Here is a 17,788-nt window from a genome sequence, read left to right on the forward strand (position 1 = left end):
CCGCATGACCGTCATCCCGCTGTCCGAATCCTGGACCGTGACCGCCCTCTCCGGCCCCGCGCCCGAGGGCGTCGCCGGCCGGGCCATCCCCGCGACCGTTCCGGGGTCGGTGCACCTCGATCTGCTGCGCGCGGGTCTCATCGACGAGCCGTTCGACGGCGACAACGAGACGACGCAGCAGTGGATCGGCGATGTCGACTGGCGCTTCGAGACGACGTTCCGGTGGCATGAGGACGGCTCGGAGCGCCGCGACCTCGTCGCCGAGGGGCTCGACACGCTCGCGACGATCACGCTCAACGGCGTCGAGATCGGCCGCACCGAGAACCAGCACCGCAGCTACCGCTTCGACATCGGCGCCGCGCTCGTCGAGGGCGAGAACGCGCTCCGGATCGACTTCGACGCGCCCGTGCCCGCCGCGCACGAGCGCTCGGAGCGGCACGGGGCGCGCCCGCATGTGAACCACCATCCCTACAACGCGCTGCGCAAGATGGGCAGCAGCTTCGGGTGGGACTGGGGCATCGACGTCGCGGCGTCGGGCATCTGGAAGCCGATCCGGATCGAGACGTGGTCGACCGCGCGCATCGCGTCCGTGCGCCCCCTCGTCGACGTCGAGGGCACGACCGGCGTGCTCGAGGCCCACGTCGCGATCGAGCGGGCCGACGGTCTCCGCCGCGGCCCGCTGCGGGTCGAGGTCGAGATCGCCGACCGCGTCGAGCAGGTCGAGGTCGCGTCGGGGGAGACCTCCGCGCGCGTCCGCGTCGAGGTGCCCGACGCCGACCTGTGGTGGCCTCGCGGCCACGGCGCGCAGCCGCTCTACGACGTCGCCGTGCGCCTCGCGGATGTCGACGCGTGGCAGGGGCGGGTCGGCTTCCGCACCGTGCACGTCGACATCGCCCCCGACGAGGACGGCAGCCCGTTCGCCCTCCACGTGAACGGCCGGCTCATCCACGTGCGCGGCGCGAACTGGATCCCCGATCACGCGTTCCTCACCGAGGTCGACCGGGACCGGTACGCGCGCCGCATCGCCGACGCCACCGAGGCCAACATGAACCTCCTGCGCGTGTGGGGCGGCGGGATCTACGAGTCCGACGACTTCTACGACCTCTGCGACGAGCAGGGCGTGCTCGTCTGGCAGGACTTCCTCCTCGCGTGCGCCGCGTACGCCGAGGAGGAGTGGCTCTCGCGCGAGATCGAGGCCGAGGCGCGCGAGGCCATCACGCGCCTCTCGCCCCATCCGTCGCTCGTCATCTGGAACGGCAACAACGAGAACATCGTCGCCTATGCCGACTGGGGGTGGCGCTCGAAGCTCGGCGGACTCACGTGGGGCGAGGCGTACTACCGCCGGATGTTCCCCGCGCTCCTCGCGGAGCTCGACCCGACGCGCTTCTACTCCGCGGGCAGCCCGTACTCGTTCTCGTCGTACCTCAGTCCGAACCTCGACCAGTACGGCACCGTGCACATCTGGGACGTGTGGAACACCAAGGACTACGCCGCATACCGCGAGTGGAAGCCGCGCTTCGTCGCCGAGTTCGGGTTCCAGGGGCCGCCCGCGTGGACGACCCTGACCGATGTCGTGCACGACGCGCCGCTCGACCCCCAGGGGGAGCAGATGCTCGTGCACCAGAAGGCGTGGCAGGGCAACATCAACCTCGAGCGCGGGTACGGGCCGCACCTGCCGGCCCCGAAGACGATCGACGACTGGCACTGGGCGACGCAGCTGAACCAGGCGGCCGCGCTGCGATTCGGCATCTCGTACTTCCGGTCGCTCGCGCCGTACAACACCGGGACGATCGTGTGGCAGTTGAACGACGACTGGCCCGTCATCTCGTGGGCCGCCGTCGACTTCGCCGAGCGGCGCAAGCCGCTCTGGTACGCGCTCAAGGCCGTGTACGCGCCGCGGTTCGCCACGATCCAGCCGGCTGAAGACGGGCTCGCGGCGGTGCTCCTCAACGACGCCGACGAGGCGTGGAGCGGCGACCTCGTCGTGCGCCGGCTCGCGTTCGACGGCACCGTGCGGGCCGAGGCGGTCATCGCCGCCGAGGTCGAGGCGCGCGGTGCCGCCACGGTCGCCCTGCCGGCCGAGGTCGCGGCAGCGGACGACCCGACCGGCGAGGTGCTCGTCGTCGACGCGCCCGGCTTCGGGCGCGCGCTGCACGACTTCGCCGAGGTGGTCGAGCAGTCGCTCGATCGCGCGCCGCTCGAGGTGCGCGCCGAGCGGGCGGATGGCGCGGTGCGGGTGCGCGTGACGGCGCGCTCGTACGTGCGCGACGTCTTCCTCCTGGCCGATCGCGGCCACCGCGATGCCGCCGTCGACACGGGGCTCGTGAGCCTGCTCCCCGGCGAGGAGCACGTCTTCACCGTGACCGGAGCGCCCGAGGACGTCGACCCGTCGGCGTTCACCGCTCCGCTCGTCCTCCGGCACGCGGGAGACCTCAGGGCCTGACACCGCGCCATCCCTCGCCCGCCCACGCCGCAGCTCTGCGGCGTGGGCGGGCTCTTTGTTCCATTCGTTACGAAACGCCCTTGACCGAGTTCGTTTCAGTGCGTAACAATGGTCGCAACGGGAGCCCGCCTCCCGGAACCCTGGTCTCCAGGGCTCGTCGACGCCGACGGCCTCCGCCGCGGCGTGAGGAAAGGACAACGATGTTTCTTCGCACAGCACGCGGACGCCGCGCCTCCCTGGCGCTCGCCGCAGGGGCCGCCGCCCTCGGCCTCGCCCTCACCGCCTGCGCGCCCTCGGGCGGCGCCTCGGGCTCCAACGGCGGCTCCGGCTCCGCCGACACCCTCGTCGCCTACACCGGTCAGTCCGGCGACTACCAGATCAACTTCAACCCGTTCTCGCCCTCGAAGATCGGCGGCCTCGGCACGATCTACGAATCCCTGTTCTTCGTCACCAATGCGAACACGAACGACTACGTGCCGCTGCTCGCGACCGAGTACGCCTGGAACGAGGACGGCACGCAGCTCGACATCACCCTCCGCGACGGCGTGACCTGGACCGACGGCGAGGCGTTCGACGCCGACGACGTCGTCTTCACCTTCGAGCTCATCCGCGACAACCCGGCGCTCAACACGGGCGGCTTCAACGGCGAGGTCACCAAGGTCGACGCGACGCACGTCTCGATCGCCTTCCCCGAGCCCGCGTTCGTCACCGGCCCGGAGGTGCTCGGCAAGACCTTCATCGTGCCCGAGCACCTGTGGGGCGACGTCGACCCCACGACCGACGTCATGGCCGAGCCGGTCGGCACGGGGCCGTACGTCCTCGGCGAGTTCAAGCCGCAGGCGTTCACGCTCTCGGCCAATGAGGACTACTGGGGCGGCGCTCCCGCCGTGAAGAACGTCCGCTACCTGTCGCTGTCGGGCAACACGGCCGGCGCCGACGCGCTCGCCGCGGGCACGATCGACTGGCAGACGGGCCCCGTGCCCGACATCGAGAACGTGTCGGAGAACTACCCCGGCTACGAGGCGATCACGGTGCCCATGAACCAGATGGCGCTCCTGTCGTGCTCGAACGCCGACCTCGGCTGCGAGGGCCCCCAGACCGACCCGGCCGTCCGTCAGGCGATCTACTACGCCATGGACCGCGACCAGCTCAACGCCCTCGCGTTCCAGGGCACGGCGAGCGAGATGTCGCCGACGTTCGCCCTGCTGCCCGCGCAGGAGCAGTTCATCTCGGCGGAGATCGACGAGAAGGTCGCGCCCGCGAAGGCCGACCTCGACAAGGTCGACGAGATCCTCACCGGCGCGGGCTACGAGAAGGGCTCGGACGGCATCTACGCGAAGGACGGCGTCAAGCTCGAGCTCACCGTCGAGGTCGTGACGGGCTGGACCGACTACATCACGGCGATCGACACGATGTCGCAGCAGCTGAAGGCGGCCGGCATCGGCCTCTCGGCCTCGCAGTCCTCGTGGAACGAGTGGACCGACAAGAAGAGCAAGGGCACGTACCAGCTCGCGATCGACTCGCTCGGCCAGGGCGCGGTGAGCGACCCGTACTACCTGTACAACAACTTCCTCTCGTCGGCGAACACCGCCGAGGTCGGCCAGGCGGCTCCCGTCAACGTGGCGCGCTTCAGCGACCCGGCCGTCGACGAGGCGCTCGCCGTCCTCAAGCGCACGAACCCGGACGACACCGCGGCGCGGCAGGAGCAGTTCGACGTCATCCAGGCGGCGATCGTCGAGGACATGCCCTACATCCCGATCCTGACCGGCGGCACGACGAGCGAGTACAACGTCGAGAAGTTCAGCGGATGGCCGACCGAGGACGACCTCTACGCGTTCCCGGCCGTGTGGGCATCGCCCGACAACGCCGAGGTCTTCAAGGCCCTCGAGCCGACGGGCAAGTGACCGTGGCCGAGGAGGAGTTCGAGACGGGAGGCGCGACCTCATGAGCTATTTCCTGCGCAAGCTGGGCTTCTACCTCGTCGCCCTGTGGGCGGCGCTGACGCTCAACTTCCTCATCCCGAGGCTGCTCCCGGGCAACCCCGTCGACATCCTGCTCGCCAAGCTCCAGCAGCGCGGCGGCACGGTGACGGCGGAGACCCGGGCGGCCTACGAGCTCCTCCTCGGCGGCAACACGTCGGAGCCGCTCATCGTGCAGTACGGGAGCTACCTCGTGAACGTGCTGCGCGGCGACCTCGGCCTGTCGGTGACCTACTTCCCGGCGCCGGTCACGGAGGTCATCGGGCAGTCCCTGCCGTGGACGATCGCCCTCATCGGCATCGCGACGGTGCTCTCGTTCGTCATCGGCGTCGGCCTCGGCGCCCTCGTCGGGTGGAAGCCCGGCACGTGGCTCGACTCCCTCGTGCCGGCGACCACCCTGCTGGCCGCGGTGCCCTACTTCTGGCTCGCGCTCATCCTCGTCTACTTCTTCGCGACCCTGCTCGGGATGTTCCCCTCGCAGGGCGGGTACGACGTGGCGCTCAACCCGGGGTGGAGCGCCGAGTTCATCGGCTCGGCCATCTACTACGGCTTCCTGCCGGCGCTGACGATCGTCATCGCCTCGCTGGGCGGATGGCTGCTGGGCATGCGCAACATGATGGTCTCGACCCTCTCGGAGGACTACATCCTCACGGCCCACGCGAAGGGCCTGCCGGCGTCGCGCATCCTGCGCAGCTACGCGGCGCGCAACGCCGTGCTGCCGTCGATCGCGGGCTTCGCGATCTCGCTCGGGTTCGTCGTCGGCGGGTCCGTCGTCACCGAGCAGGTGTTCTCGTACCCCGGGATCGGATCGAAGCTCCTGTCGGCGGTCACGAACAACGACTACGCGCTCATGCAGGGGCTGTTCCTCTTCATCACCCTCGCGGTGCTCGGCGCGAACCTCGTCGTCGACCTCTTCTACGGCCTCATCGACCCCCGCACGCGGGCCCGGAGCTGACATGACCAACATCGCCCCCAGGACAGAGCCCTCCGTCGCCGAGGCGACCGAGGCGATCGTCTCGCGCACCTCGCGCGAGCAGCGCGCCGATCGCGTGCGCCGCTCGCGCTCGGCGCTGCGGCAGATGCTCCCCACGATGACGCCCTGGCTCGCGCTCGGGCTCGCGCTCATCGGCGGCATCACCCTGTTCGGGCTCATCGCCCCCTTCTTCGTGGGCGACCCGAGCGCCATCCGCGACATCGGGCTCACGCCGCCATCCGCGGAGTTCCTCCTCGGCACGACCCAGACCGGCCAGGACGTCTTCGCCCAGCTCGCGATCGCGACGCGCGGGTCGCTCGAGATCGGCCTCATCGTCGGCGTGCTCGCGACCGTGCTGTCGGCCTTCTTCGGCATCCTCGGCGCGTACATCGGCGGCTTCGCCGACGAGGCCTTCTCGCTCTTCTCGAACGTGTTCCTCGTCATCCCGGGCCTCCCGCTCGTGATCGTCATCTCGGGCTTCGTGCCCGCCGAGGCGCGCGGCCTCTGGACGATCGCGGTCGTCCTCGCCGTGACGAGCTGGGCGGGGTCGGCGCGCGTCCTGCGGGCCCAGACCCTGTCCATCCGCAGTCGCGACTACGTCGCGGCGTCGAAGGTCGCCGGCGAGCGGGCGTGGCGCGTGATCGCGGTCGAGATCCTCCCGAACCTCCTGCCCGTGCTCGCGTCGCAGTTCGTCTTCGCCGTCATCGCGGCGATCCTCGGCGAGGCCGGCCTGTCGTTCCTCGGCCTGGGCGCCTCGAACTCGTCGACGCTCGGCACCATGCTCTTCTACGCGCAGAACGGGTTCGCCCTGCCGCTGGGCGCCTGGTGGTGGTTCGTCCCGCCGGGCCTCGTCATCGCGCTGTTCGGGATGGGCCTGTCGCTCGTCAACTTCTCGATCGACGAGATCATCAACCCCAAGCTCAAGAACGTGCGCCTCCACGCGCGTCGCGAGCGTCGCGCGCGCCGTGAGGCCCGCAGGAAGGAGCGTGCGGCATGAGCGCGACGACAGCGCGCCGTCCCGTCCTCACCATCGACGACCTCTCGGTCGTGTACGAGGTGGAGCAGCCCGTGACGGCCGTGAAGGGCGCGTCGTTCGAGCTCGCGGCGGGGGAGATCCTCGGCCTCGCGGGCGAGTCGGGCTGCGGCAAGACGACCCTCGCCTACGCCGTGAACCGGCTGCACAAGCCGCCGGCCCGCATCGCGAGCGGCAGCATCGTGTTCCACGACCGCGAGGGCGGCGACGTCGACCTGCTCGCCCTTGCCGACGACGAGCTGCGCGCCTTCCGCTGGTCGAAGCTCTCCATGGTGTTCCAGGGCGCCATGAACGCGCTCAACCCGGTCATCAGCATCCGCGCGCAGCTCGAGGACGTGCTCGTCGCGCACCGACCGCGGATGTCGAAGGCCGAGCGGCGCGAGCGCGCGGCGGATGTCCTGCGCCGCGTGGGCGTGGATCCGTCGCGCCTGACGTCGTTCCCGCACGAGCTCTCCGGCGGCATGCGCCAGCGGGTCATGATCGCGATGGCGATGATCCTCGAGCCCCAGGTCATGATCATGGACGAGCCCACGACGGCGCTCGACGTGGTCGTGCAGCGCGACATCCTGCGCGAGATCGTGCGCCTGCGCGACGAGCTGGGCTTCGCGGTGATCTTCATCACGCACGACCTGCCGCTGCTGCTCGAGATCAGCGACCGCATCGCGGTCATGCTGCGCGGGGAGATCGTCGAGCTGCGCGCGGCCGACGACATGTACCGCGATCCTCACCACGAGTACACGAGGAAGCTCCTCGGCTCGTTCCCCAGCCTCAGCGGGTCGCGCGGGGCGTTCATCCGATCCGGCGTCGACGAGTCGCCGGTCGCCGACGGAGCGGAGGCTCGAGCATGACCACGGTGCGCGTCACGGACCTCGTGAAGGAGTTCAGCGTGCGGGAGGGCCTGCGCCGCAGGCGGTTCCGCGCGGTCGACCGGGTCTCGTTCGAGCTCGTGCCCGGACGCACGGTCGCGCTCGTGGGCGAGTCGGGGTCGGGCAAGTCGACGATCGCGCGGATCCTCTCGAAGCTCGAGCACCCGACGTCGGGCGAGATCGACGTGCGGCAGGCGGATGGCCGCCCGGTCGCGCCAGCCGAGTACCGGCGCCACGTGCAGATGGTCTTCCAGGATCCGTTCGCGTCGCTCAACCCGTTCCACTCGATCGAGCACCACATCGCGCGGCCGCTGCGGATCCACCGGCGCACGCGCGGCGCCGACGAGACGCACGAGCGCGTGATCGAGATGCTCGAGCGCGTGAACCTCGATGCGTCGTTCGCATCGCGTCGCCCGCACGAGCTCTCGGGCGGGCAGCGGCAGCGTGTGGCGATCGCGCGGGCGCTGGCCCCCGGGGCGCAGGTCGTGCTCGCCGACGAGCCGGTGTCGATGCTCGACGTGTCGATCCGGCTCGGGGTGCTGAACCTCCTCGGCCGGCTGCAGCGGGAGGACGACCTCGCGGTGCTCTACATCACGCATGACCTCGCGACCGCACGGCACTTCTCCGACGAGATCCTCGTGCTGTACAAGGGGCGCGTCGTGGAGCGCGGCCCGGCCGACGCGGTCATCCTCGACCCGCAGCACGACTACACGCGCCTGCTCGCGATGGCCGCGCCCGACCCCGAGCGGGTGGGCAAGGTCGTGAGCGGCGAGGCGGCGCCCGACCGGGCGAAGCTCGACAACTCCGTGTGCTTCAACCACTTCACGGGCGAGTGGGAGGGCGCGCGCACCGCTCCCGCCAGCGCGGCCTGACAGACCCTGCATGTCTCGTTTTCCCTGGCTTTCCCGACCGGATGGCGGCGGGAAGCGAGACATGCAGAGGGGTGCTAGGCGATCCAGACCTCGAGGACGCGCGCGGAGGGCTCGGACGTCGGGGCCGTCATCTCGAGGACGCCGGTCTCGGCATCCCAGCTCCACGACCATCCGCCCTCGCTCGACGGGAAGAACGGCGCGACCTCGAGGGCGCGTCCGCGCGCCCAGGGCAGCGACAGCCGTGCCGACGCGTCGCCGCGCCGCCGCCACACCGAGACGTAGGCGTGGCCGTCGAGCGCGAGGCCGAGGGAGACCCAGTCGTCCTCCCACGCCGGGAGGCCGAGCGGCCAGATCGGCCGGCGCGACCGGATGTCGCCGAGGACGGCCTTGTGCGCTGCGACCGCATCGCGGACCGCCGCGCGCTCGTCCGGCGTCATCCGGTTGAGGTAGCCCGACAGGTACATGCGGCCGAGCACTCCGTTCACCAGCGCGAACGTGCGCTCCTCATCGGTCATCCCGGCCTGCGGATAGGCCCAGTTGCCGGCCTGCTCTGGGAGGATGGATGCGGGCGCCGCCGCGGCGATCGACGCGTACGCCACGGGGTCCTGCTGGTCGGAGGTCGACTGCAGGTGGAGGCGCGAGAGCATCGCGTAGTCCATCCGCATGGCGCCCGACGCGCAGTTCTCGATGAGGAGATCCGGATGGCGCGCCTGCACGCCGTCGATCCAGTCGAGAACGGCGCGCGCGTGCTCGAGCAGCCCGTGCCCGGGCGCGAGGCCGTCGCGGTCGGTGCCGGGGCCGGTCATCGTGTTCTCGTCCATCTTGATGAACGCGACGCCGTATTCCCCGACGAGGCGGTCGACGACCGCGTCGAGGTGCGCGCGGGCGGCGGGGTGCCGCAGATCGAGCAGGTGCCGCCCGTGCTCGGCGATGCGCACGCCGCCGCGCGAGAAGAACGCGGCGTCGGGCAGCGTCTGCGCGAGCGGCGACCGCACGCCGATCACCTCGGGCTCGAGCCACAGACCGGGGGTCATCCCGCGCGAGCGGATGTACGCGGTCGCCTCGCCGATGCCGCCCGGGAAGCGCGCGGTCGACGGCTCCCACGCGCCGACGCCGTCCCACCAGTGCCCGTCGGCGTACCAGCCGGCGTCGATGCAGAACGTGTCGGCTCCGGCCTCGGCCGCGGCGTCGATGAGCGGCAGGAGCTTCTCGGTCGTCGGGTCGCCCATGAGCGTGTTCATGTAGTCGTTGAAGACGAGGGGCAGCGCGTCGTCGGCGTCGCGCGGGCGGCGGATGGCGCGGCGCTGGTCGGTGAGCGCCTGCAGCGCCGCCTCCACGCCGCTCTCGGCGACCGCGATCGACACCGGCGCGGAGGTGAACGTCTCCCCGTCGCGCAGCCGCACGGACCACTGGTGCTCCTGGTCCGTCGGGCCGGACAGCAGCAGGTAGGCGCCGTGCCCGTTCTCGCCGAGCTCGGCGACCCACGGTCCGTTGTGCTCGATCTGCCACGCGAGCGCGTAGTCGTCGCGCGCGGACGCGATGACCCCTGTGGGCGCCTTCTCGCCGCTCGACCACGACCCGCGGTTGCCGAGCGCGAGGCGCGTGCGGGGCGGCTGGTGGTTGTGCGCGGCGCGGCCCACGTCGACGAGGCCCGCCTCGCGCAGCGGCTGCACGCGCCACCTGCTCTCGGCGATCCAGTCGCTGTCGGCGTGCGCGACGACGATGTCGTCGACGGATGCCGTGCGCGCGTCGGCGAGGAACGAGCCCGTCGCGAAGCTCGACACGAAGTCGACGACGAGGTCGCCGTCGACCGCGACCTCGGTCCACGCGCGCAGCGCCGGTGCGGACGCATGCGCCGCGAGCACGCTCGTGACGCGGAGCCCTCGCGACGCGTCCTCCTGTCGCACGCGCAGCTCGCGCCATCCGTCCTGCTCCGACTCCTCGTGGCCGACGTAGCGCAGCGCGTGCCCGATCACGGTGTCGACGTGACGGAAGCTGCCGGGGAACCGGCCGTGGCCGAACGCCGACAGCTCGACGAGAGGCTGCTCGCCGTGCCCCTCGGGCAGCACGGGAGCGGGCGCCGGAGACCCGGATGGCCGGATCGCGAGCACCGAGACGGGCCCGTCCTCGGGCAGGGCGAGGGCGACGTGGACGCGCTCGGCGCGCCAGTGCAGGGTCTCGGGCACGACGGATCCTCCGTGATCTCGGGTGTCGCGGCGGGGCGCGGCCGCGTGTGTACTGTGATCTTTCCAGCGCGGGTGGCCGAGCACAAGCGAGTATGTTCAGAAGGGTGACAAACATGGACGTCGAGGACACGGCGCTCGCGGGCGGCGAGATCGGCGAGATGTCGCCGGCGATGCGGGCGGCGCTTCTCGAGGTGCTCATCCACGGCGAGCTCCCGCGCGCCGAGATCGCGCGCCGCCTCCACCTCTCCCGCGCGAGTCTCACCCGCATCACGCGCTCCCTCGTCGACGCCGGTCTGCTCACCGAGGGCGGCACGCGCCTCATGGCGCAGACGGGGCGTCCGTCCGAGATGCTGCATCTGCGCGCGTCGGCTCGCCACTTCCTCGGGATCAAGCTCACCGGCGACACGCTCTACGCGGTCGTCACCGACCTCTCGGCGTCCGCCGTCGAGAGCACCGAGCGTCCGCTCGCATCGCGCGAGCCCGCGGATGTCGTCGCCGAGATCGCCGACGTGGCGCGCGGATACGCGGCGGACTACCCGACGCTGACGTCGGTGGGGATCGCGATCGCGGGCCGCGTGAGCCAGGGCGCGGACGGAGCGCTCGTCGAGCGGTCGTTCTTCCTCGACTGGACCGACGTGCCGCTCGGGGCGCTCGTGCGCGACGCGACCGGGCTTCCGTGCGCCGTGGAGAACGACGTGCAGGCGCTCACGGCGACCGAGCACTGGTTCGGGGCGGGGGCGGGCATCGACGACATGGTGCTCATCACGGTCGGCGCGGGCATCGGCTGCGGGCTCGTCGTGAACGGCCGGCCGGTCGACGGCGCGCACAATCGCGCGGGCCAGATCAGCCACCTCATCGTCGACGAGGCCGGGCCGCGGTGCGGCCTCGGCCACCGCGGCTGCGCGTCGAGCCTGCTCGTGAACAGCGCGATCGTGAACGCCTACCGGCGCCCGGGCGTCGAGTACGAGGGCGTCGTCGAGGCCGCGCGCGCGGGCGACGAGCTCGCGCTCGCGGCGTTCGCCGACGCGGGTCGCGCGCTCGGCGTCATGATCGCGACGGTGGCGAGCCTCGTCGACCCTCAGAAGGTCGTCGTCACGGGAGACGGCATCGCCGTGGTCGAGCTCGCGGGCGACGCCCTGCGCGCCGCGCTCGACGAGCGGCTCGACAAGGACGCCGCTCCGGTCGATCTCGACGTGCGGACGTGGGACTTCTCGGAGTGGGCGCGCGCGGGGGCCGGGCTGGCCATCCGCGCACTTCTCACGTGAGCGTTTGTTTCAGCATTTGACAAAGTGAGCCCCGCGCGGGAACCTGGTCTCTGACGATGCCGTCGAGACGGAGGCCCGCATGACCATCACCTCAGCTCCCGTGAGCGCACCCCCGCGCACGACCACGCTGTTCCGCGCCGCGGGCGCGGCGCTCATCGTGGCGTTCCGCGGCGAGGATCTCCCCGAGGTCCTCCACTGGGGCGCGGATCCGGGAGCGGTGGACGAGGCCGCGCTCGCCGCGCTGGACGCGGCGTCCGCCCGCCAGGTCACGGCGAGCGCGCTCGACGAGGCGTGGCCGCTCACGGTGCTCCCGACCGAGCGCGACGGATGGCAGGGGCGCCCGGGCATCGCGGGCACGGTCGACGGCGCGCCGCTCCTGCCGGGGTGGCGCGTGGAGTCGGTCGAGAGCGATGACCGCGGCTTCGCCCTGCGTGCACGCGCGGACGGCCTCGTGCTCGAGAGCTCCCTGCGGTTCGACGCCGCGGGCATCCTGCGCGTCGACCACCGCGTCGAGAACGCGGGCGACGCCGTCGTCCACCTGTCGACCCTCGATGCGACGCTGCCGGTTCCCGCGCGCGCGAGCGAGCTGCTCGACCTCGCCGGCCGCTGGACGCGCGAGCGCTCGCCGCAGCGCAGGCCGGTCGCCATGGGGTCGCACGCCCGCGACTCGCGGCGCGGGCGGACCGGGCATGACGCCCCGACGCTGACCGTCGTGGGGACGCCCGGCTTCGACGACCGCACGGGCGAGGCGTGGGCCGTGCACCTGGCCTGGAGCGGCGACGCGGTGTACCGCACCGACCGCCTCGCCGAGGGGCGCAACGTGCTCGGAGCGGGCGAGCTGCTCCGCACGGGCGAGATCGTGCTCTCGGCGGGCGAGGCGTTCGCCGCGCCGACGGCCTGGTTCGCGTGGAGCGACCGCGGGCTCGACGGGATCTCCTCGCGCTTCCACCGCTCGCTGCGCGCGCGCCCTGGCCATCCGCGCACGCCGCGACCGGTCGTGCTCAACACGTGGGAGGCGGTCTACTTCGACCACGAGCTCGAGCCGCTCATCGCGCTCGCGGATGCCGCGGCCGAGGTCGGCGTCGAGCGGTTCGTCCTCGACGACGGCTGGTTCCTGGCTCGGCGCAGCGACGGGGCGGGGCTCGGCGACTGGGCCGTCGATCCGGCCGTCTGGCCCGAGGGCCTGCACGCGCTCGTCGACCACGTGCGCGCTCGCGGCATGGGCTTCGGGCTGTGGGTCGAGCCCGAGATGGTCAACCCCGACTCCGATCTCGCCCGCGCGCACCCCGAGTGGGTGCTCGCGCCATCCGATCGCGCGACGCGCACCTGGCGTCACCAGCACGTGCTCGACGTCGCGCGCCCCGAGGTCGCCGAGTGGCTGCTCGCGGCCCTCGGGGCCCTCCTCGACGAGTACCCGATCGAGTACCTCAAGTGGGATCACAACCGCGATCTGCTCGAGGCCGTGCACGCGGGGCGCGCGGGCGTCGACGCGCAGACGCGCGCGGTCTACGCGCTCCTCGACGAGCTGCGCCGCCGCCATCCGCACGTCGAGATCGAGTCGTGCTCGTCGGGCGGCGCGCGCGTCGACCTCGGCATCCTCGAGCGGACCGATCGCGTGTGGGCGTCGGACACGAACGACCCGCTCGAGCGCACGCGCATCCAGCGCTGGACCGAGCTGCTCCTGCCGCCCGAGCTCATCGGCAGCCACGTCGGCCCGACGCAGGCGCACACGACCGACCGCGTCACCGACCTGCGGTTCCGGATCGCGACGACGCTCTTCGCCTCGGCGGGCATCGAGACCGACATCACGCGCTTCACGGCCGACGAGCGCACGCAGCTCGCCGAGTGGATCGCGGAGTACAAGCGCCTCCGCTCCCTCATGCACACGGGCGAGCTGCTGCACGACGCCGTCGCCGACGAGGGGGCCGCGCTCACGGGGGTCGTGTCGGAGGACCGCGCGCACGCGCTCTACCGCCTCACCCGCGAGGCGACGGGGGAGTGGGCCGTGCCGCCAGCGCTGCGCCTCCCGGGTCTCGACCCGTCGCGGACCTATCGCGTCGAGGTCGTCCGCGCGCTCACGACGGGCCACCTGCTCGACATGCGGCCGGTGCCGTGGATCGCGGAGGGCTCGGTGACGCTGCCGGGCTCGCTGCTGTCGACGGTCGGCGTGCGCACGCCGCTGCTCGCCCCCGCGTCGGCGCTCGTGCTCGAGGCGACCGCGGTCGCGTGAGGCGCGCGGGTGGAGCGCGCGTCGCGGGTACGGTGAGCGGATGACCCGTGCGGAGATCGAGCGGCTGCGCGAGCGCGCGCGGGCGCTGCTGCCCGCGCACGTGTTCGACTACGTCGCGGCGACGGCGGATGGCTCGAGCGAGGCCGAGGCGGACCGCTGGGATGCCGTGCGGTTCCGTCCGGCCGCCCTCCGCGGCGAGCTGGATGCTCAGGTCGCGACGACCGTTCTCGGAACGCCGGTCGACCATCCGATCCTCCTCGCGCCGATGGCGCAGCAGGTCGCGGCGCATCCCGACGGCGAGATCGAGATGGCGCGCGCGGCCGCGGCGTCGGGCACCCTGATCGGCGTCTCGACGAACACGGCGATCCCGTTCGCGCGCATCGCCGAGCAGGGGGCGCCGTGGTGGTTCCAGACGTATCTGCTCGCCGAGCCCGCTCTGACCTGGGCGCTCGCCGAGCGCGCGGCGGAGGCCGGGGCCGCGGCGATCCTGCTCACCGTCGAGCTCACGGCGCTGCGCGTCGAGCCGCACGTCGAGCCGGTGAACTGGCCGGAGGGGCCGGCTCGCGCGCGGCTCGCCAACCTCACGGCCGACGAGCGCGCCCTGCTCGGCGACCGCCCGGCGCGCAATCCGGGCCTCGATGACATCGCCCGACTGCGCGACGTGACCGGCCTGCCGGTCGTCGTGAAGGGCGTGCTGCGCGGCGACGACGCGCGTCGTGCGGTCGATGCCGGCGCGGCGGGCGTCGTCGTCTCGACGCACGGGCACCGGCGACTCGCCGGCTCGATCTCGGCGGTCGACGCGCTCGGCGAGGTGGTCGAGGCGGTCGGCGCGGACGCCGAGGTGTCCGTCGACAGCGGCATCCGCGACGGGCGTCACGTGCTGGCGGCCCTGGCTCTCGGTGCGCGGGCCGTCTTCGTCGGGCGCCCGGCCTGGTGGGCGCTCGCGGCGGACGGAGCGGATGGCGTCGCGCGGCTGCTCGACGGGATGGCCGACGAGCTGCGGCTCGCGCTGCTCCAGGCCGGGGTTGCGACGGGCGCCGAGGCGAGCGCGGCGCGACTCGCCCGGGTGACGGGATGGTGAACGCTCGATTCGCGTCTGGGGCGCAGTTGTCCTAAGCTTGTCCGCGGTGACGTGTCCGAGCGGCCGAAGGTGCAACTCTCGAAAAGTTGTGTAGGGTAACCCCCTACCGTGGGTTCAAATCCCACCGTCACCGCCACCCGAAACCCCCTCCTTTGCGAGGGGGTTTCGTCGTTCACTGCTCTGAGGAACCCGATCGGCGGTCGATCTCGGCGGCGCCCATGGCCGGGTGGTCGTAGAACGCGGTGATCCGCTCGATCTGCGACGACGCCACCGACTCCGTCCGGATCATGAAGCGGCTGAGCGCGGCCGAGTGCTGCTCGTCTTTGACAAGCGCAAGGCCGAGTAGTGCTGCGCCTGCTCGGCCTTGAGGGGATTCGTCGTTTCGAGGATCGTGCGCCCGTGGCTGTGGCCCTAGGTCGTCTCCCGCTCCACGAGGTGCGCGTCCGTCTCGGGCCCGGCGGCCGGCGGCGTCGATCCCGTGGCAGCGCTGAGGGCGAGTGCGGCGAGGTAGCGGCCGAGTCCGGCGTTGTCGAGACGCACGGTCGACAGGGCCGGCACGACGAGGCGCGCGAGCGGCGTGTCGTCGTGGCCGATGATGGCGAGCCGATCCGGCACGCTGATGTGCGAGCGGACGGCGGCGCCCAGGACCGTCGCCGCGATGTCATCGTTGTAGGCGACGATGCCGTCGACGCCCAGATCCATCCAGCGGGCAAGCTCCTCCGCGGCGTTGGCCTCGGTGATGGGGGAGTCGGCGACGAACCCCGATCTCGTCAGCGAGTGCAGCGTGCGGGACGCGAGGTCGCGGCGCTGCATCACGAGGTCTGCGAGTCGTGGGTCGGCCGAGGCCGCGAAGGCCACGCGCCGGCGCCCGCGCGACAGCAGGTGCTCGACCTGCAGACGCGGCCCGTCGGCGAAGCCGAGACCTCCTTCGGCAGCCTCATCGCCGCCGGGAAACGGAGGGATGATCTGGTCGACGCCGCTCGCCCGGATCTCGGCGAGCTGCTCCGGCGTGAACGGCGCCAGGCCGATGACGACATCCGGCCGGAGCGTCTCCCAGAGCGGGCGTGCCTGGCCCCCGGGGTGCGGAGTCATCGTCACGAGGGAGTACCCCGCCTCGTCCAGCGCGAGGGACGCCTCGTCGAGGTGGGTCCGCATGCTGTGGTCGAGCGGCCAGTCCGGCAGCACGAGGAGGATAATCCGGCTCTTCCCGCTGGCCAGCGCCCGCGCCGCGGTGTTCGCGCGGTATCCCAGACGGTTCGCCTCCTCGAGCACGCGCGCACGGGTCGCTTCCGGGATGGTCTGACCCGGCGTGTTGTTCAGAACGAAGCCGACGGTGGCGCGCGAGAGGCCGAGTGAACGCGCGACGTCCGCGGCGGTGACTCGCTTCGGTGCGGTTGTCGCCATTCGCTCTCCTTTGGACTTGCGCGCGCTAGTGCACCTACCGTAGCATCCTGGATCAACCACTAGCACGCGCTAGTTTCCCCTCAGACAATGGAGTCTTCCGATGACCCCGACGAACGACGAGCCCCTCGTCACGCCGCTTCCGGCGTCCACTCCCTCTCCCACGGCGAACGCCGTGGAGCTCGAAGGAGCAGCGCGCTCCGCTCCCGAACTGCCGAAGGTCGGCCCTCGCTACATCTGGTTCATGGTGCTGGCGCAGTTCGGCGTCTTCATGGCCTTCATCACCCCGCTGGCGATCTCGCTCACGATCCGTGTGAACACGCTCGCGCCCGGTCATCCGGAGTACCTGGGCTACATCACGGGCGCCGGTGCGCTGTTCGTGATGCTCACCGCGCCGTTCATGGGCGTGTGGAGCGACCGGACGCGGACTCCTCTCGGGCGGCGACGCCCCTTCATGATCGGCGGCATGGTCGTGGGCGTCGCGTCGCTGGTGGTCATGGCGCTCGCCCCGAACGTGCTCGTCGTCGGGCTCGGCTGGATCCTCGCGCAATGGGGATGGGGTACGGCGCTGAGCAACCTCCAGATCTCCACAGCGGACCGCCTGCCGGAATCCCAGCGCGGCAAGGTCGCGGGGCTGACCAGTTTCGCCACGCAGATCGCGCCCGTGTTCGGTGTGATCCTCGCCCAGTTCTTCACGGGCGACCCGCTGCTGCTCTTCCTCGTGCCGGGCGCGGTCGGAGTCGTCTTCGTCGTGCTGTTCGTCACGCTCGTGCACGAGGACGACAGCCGAGGCCTGCCGAAGGACCCGATCACGGTCCTCCAGCTGCTCTCGAAGTACCTCTACAACCCGCGCAGGCACCCCGATTTCTCGTGGAACTGGCTGGGCAGGTTCCTCTTCTACACCGGCATCACGCTGAACACGACCTACACGGCGTTCTTCTTCGCCGACCGCCTCGGCATCGCCGTGGAATCGGTCGCGGGGATCATGGCATCCCTCAGCATGGCCGGAGTGCTCGCCGTGACACTGGGCGCGATCGGCGGGGGGTTCCTCTCCGACCGGCTGAAGCGGCGCCGGCTGTTCGTGCTGGTCGGGGGGCTCATCATGGCCGGCGGGATGCTGGCACAGGCATACGCTCCCGACCTCGCTGTTCTCGTCGCCGGTTCGCTGGTGACGTCCGTCGGACTCGGGCTCTTCGCCGCGGTCGACCAGGCGCTGCTTCTGGACGTGCTTCCCGAGCGCGAGACCGACGCCGGCCGGTTCATGGGGATCACCGGGTTCGCCACGTCGATCCCCCAGTCGATCGCGCCGCTCGCCGCGTCCGGGATCCTCCTCATCGGGGCGGAGGGCGGCGACCGCAACTACACGCTGCTGTTCATCGTCGCCGCTGTCTCGGTGCTCCTGGCCGGCATCGCCGTCCTCCGCATCCGCTCCGTTCGCTGATCCCTCCTCTCAGAAAGC

The 17,788-nt window shown here is 71.7% G+C and carries 12 protein-coding genes and 1 tRNA gene; 11 read left to right on the forward strand and 2 right to left on the reverse strand.

Annotated features, from left to right (window positions below; all coding sequences use genetic code 11):
• The first annotated feature begins 4 nt into the window (after positions 1 to 4).
• From M1D56_RS02950 to M1D56_RS02975, 6 genes are all read left to right on the forward strand, one after another.
• The gene (locus M1D56_RS02950; protein ID WP_456284639.1) at positions 5 to 2,443 is read left to right on the forward strand and encodes a glycoside hydrolase family 2 protein; all 2,439 of its coding nucleotides are present in this window, start codon (positions 5 to 7) and stop codon (positions 2,441 to 2,443) included.
• Between the two features lie 200 nt (positions 2,444 to 2,643).
• A complete protein-coding gene (locus tag M1D56_RS02955; RefSeq protein ID WP_456284640.1) occupies positions 2,644 to 4,347 on the forward strand; it encodes an ABC transporter substrate-binding protein in 1,704 nt (567 codons plus the stop codon).
• Between the two features lie 40 nt (positions 4,348 to 4,387).
• Positions 4,388 to 5,377, forward strand: coding sequence for an ABC transporter permease (locus M1D56_RS02960; protein WP_456284641.1), 990 nt, complete (start codon positions 4,388 to 4,390; stop codon positions 5,375 to 5,377).
• Between the two features lies 1 nt (position 5,378).
• Complete coding sequence (locus M1D56_RS02965; RefSeq protein WP_456284642.1) at positions 5,379 to 6,392, forward strand: ABC transporter permease; 1,014 nt, start codon at positions 5,379 to 5,381, stop codon at positions 6,390 to 6,392.
• Positions 6,389 to 7,276: an ABC transporter ATP-binding protein gene (locus M1D56_RS02970; RefSeq protein WP_456284643.1), complete on the forward strand. Its 888-nt coding sequence runs from the start codon at positions 6,389 to 6,391 to the stop codon at positions 7,274 to 7,276. Before M1D56_RS02965 ends, M1D56_RS02970 begins: the two co-directional genes overlap by 4 nt.
• A complete protein-coding gene (locus M1D56_RS02975) occupies positions 7,273 to 8,166 on the forward strand; it encodes an ABC transporter ATP-binding protein (protein WP_421074599.1) in 894 nt (297 codons plus the stop codon). The genes M1D56_RS02970 and M1D56_RS02975 overlap by 4 nt, the downstream gene beginning before the upstream one ends.
• Before the next feature lie 74 nt (positions 8,167 to 8,240).
• Here M1D56_RS02975 and M1D56_RS02980 read toward each other — a convergent pair whose 3' ends face one another.
• Positions 8,241 to 10,352, reverse strand: coding sequence for a glycoside hydrolase family 36 protein (locus tag M1D56_RS02980; protein WP_456284644.1), 2,112 nt, complete (start codon positions 10,350 to 10,352; stop codon positions 8,241 to 8,243).
• Between the two features lie 113 nt (positions 10,353 to 10,465).
• On the opposite strand from M1D56_RS02980, the gene M1D56_RS02985 reads away from it, so the two are divergent.
• The 4 genes from M1D56_RS02985 to M1D56_RS03000 all read left to right on the forward strand — a co-directional run bounded on the left by M1D56_RS02985 (position 10,466) and on the right by M1D56_RS03000 (position 15,064).
• A complete protein-coding gene (locus M1D56_RS02985; protein WP_324012493.1) occupies positions 10,466 to 11,617 on the forward strand; it encodes an ROK family transcriptional regulator in 1,152 nt (383 codons plus the stop codon).
• 79 nt (positions 11,618 to 11,696) lie between these two features.
• Entirely contained in the window at positions 11,697 to 13,847 is a 2,151-nt protein-coding gene (locus M1D56_RS02990) for an alpha-galactosidase (protein ID WP_456284645.1), read from the forward strand.
• 40 nt (positions 13,848 to 13,887) lie between these two features.
• The gene (locus M1D56_RS02995; RefSeq protein ID WP_271173126.1) at positions 13,888 to 14,928 is read left to right on the forward strand and encodes an alpha-hydroxy acid oxidase; all 1,041 of its coding nucleotides are present in this window, start codon (positions 13,888 to 13,890) and stop codon (positions 14,926 to 14,928) included.
• Positions 14,929 to 14,973: 45 nt separating this feature from the next.
• Positions 14,974 to 15,064, forward strand: a tRNA-Ser gene (locus tag M1D56_RS03000).
• Positions 15,065 to 15,339: 275 nt separating this feature from the next.
• On the opposite strand, the gene M1D56_RS03005 is transcribed toward M1D56_RS03000, so the two are convergent.
• Complete coding sequence (locus M1D56_RS03005; RefSeq protein WP_456284646.1) at positions 15,340 to 16,332, reverse strand: LacI family DNA-binding transcriptional regulator; 993 nt, start codon at positions 16,330 to 16,332, stop codon at positions 15,340 to 15,342.
• A 100-nt stretch (positions 16,333 to 16,432) separates the two neighbouring features.
• Here M1D56_RS03005 and M1D56_RS03010 point away from each other — a divergent pair, with 100 nt between their 5' ends.
• A complete protein-coding gene (locus M1D56_RS03010) occupies positions 16,433 to 17,770 on the forward strand; it encodes an MFS transporter (RefSeq protein WP_456284647.1) in 1,338 nt (445 codons plus the stop codon).
• Positions 17,771 to 17,788: the final 18 nt, after the last annotated feature.

The organism is Microbacterium sp. JZ101 (assembly GCF_053903175.1).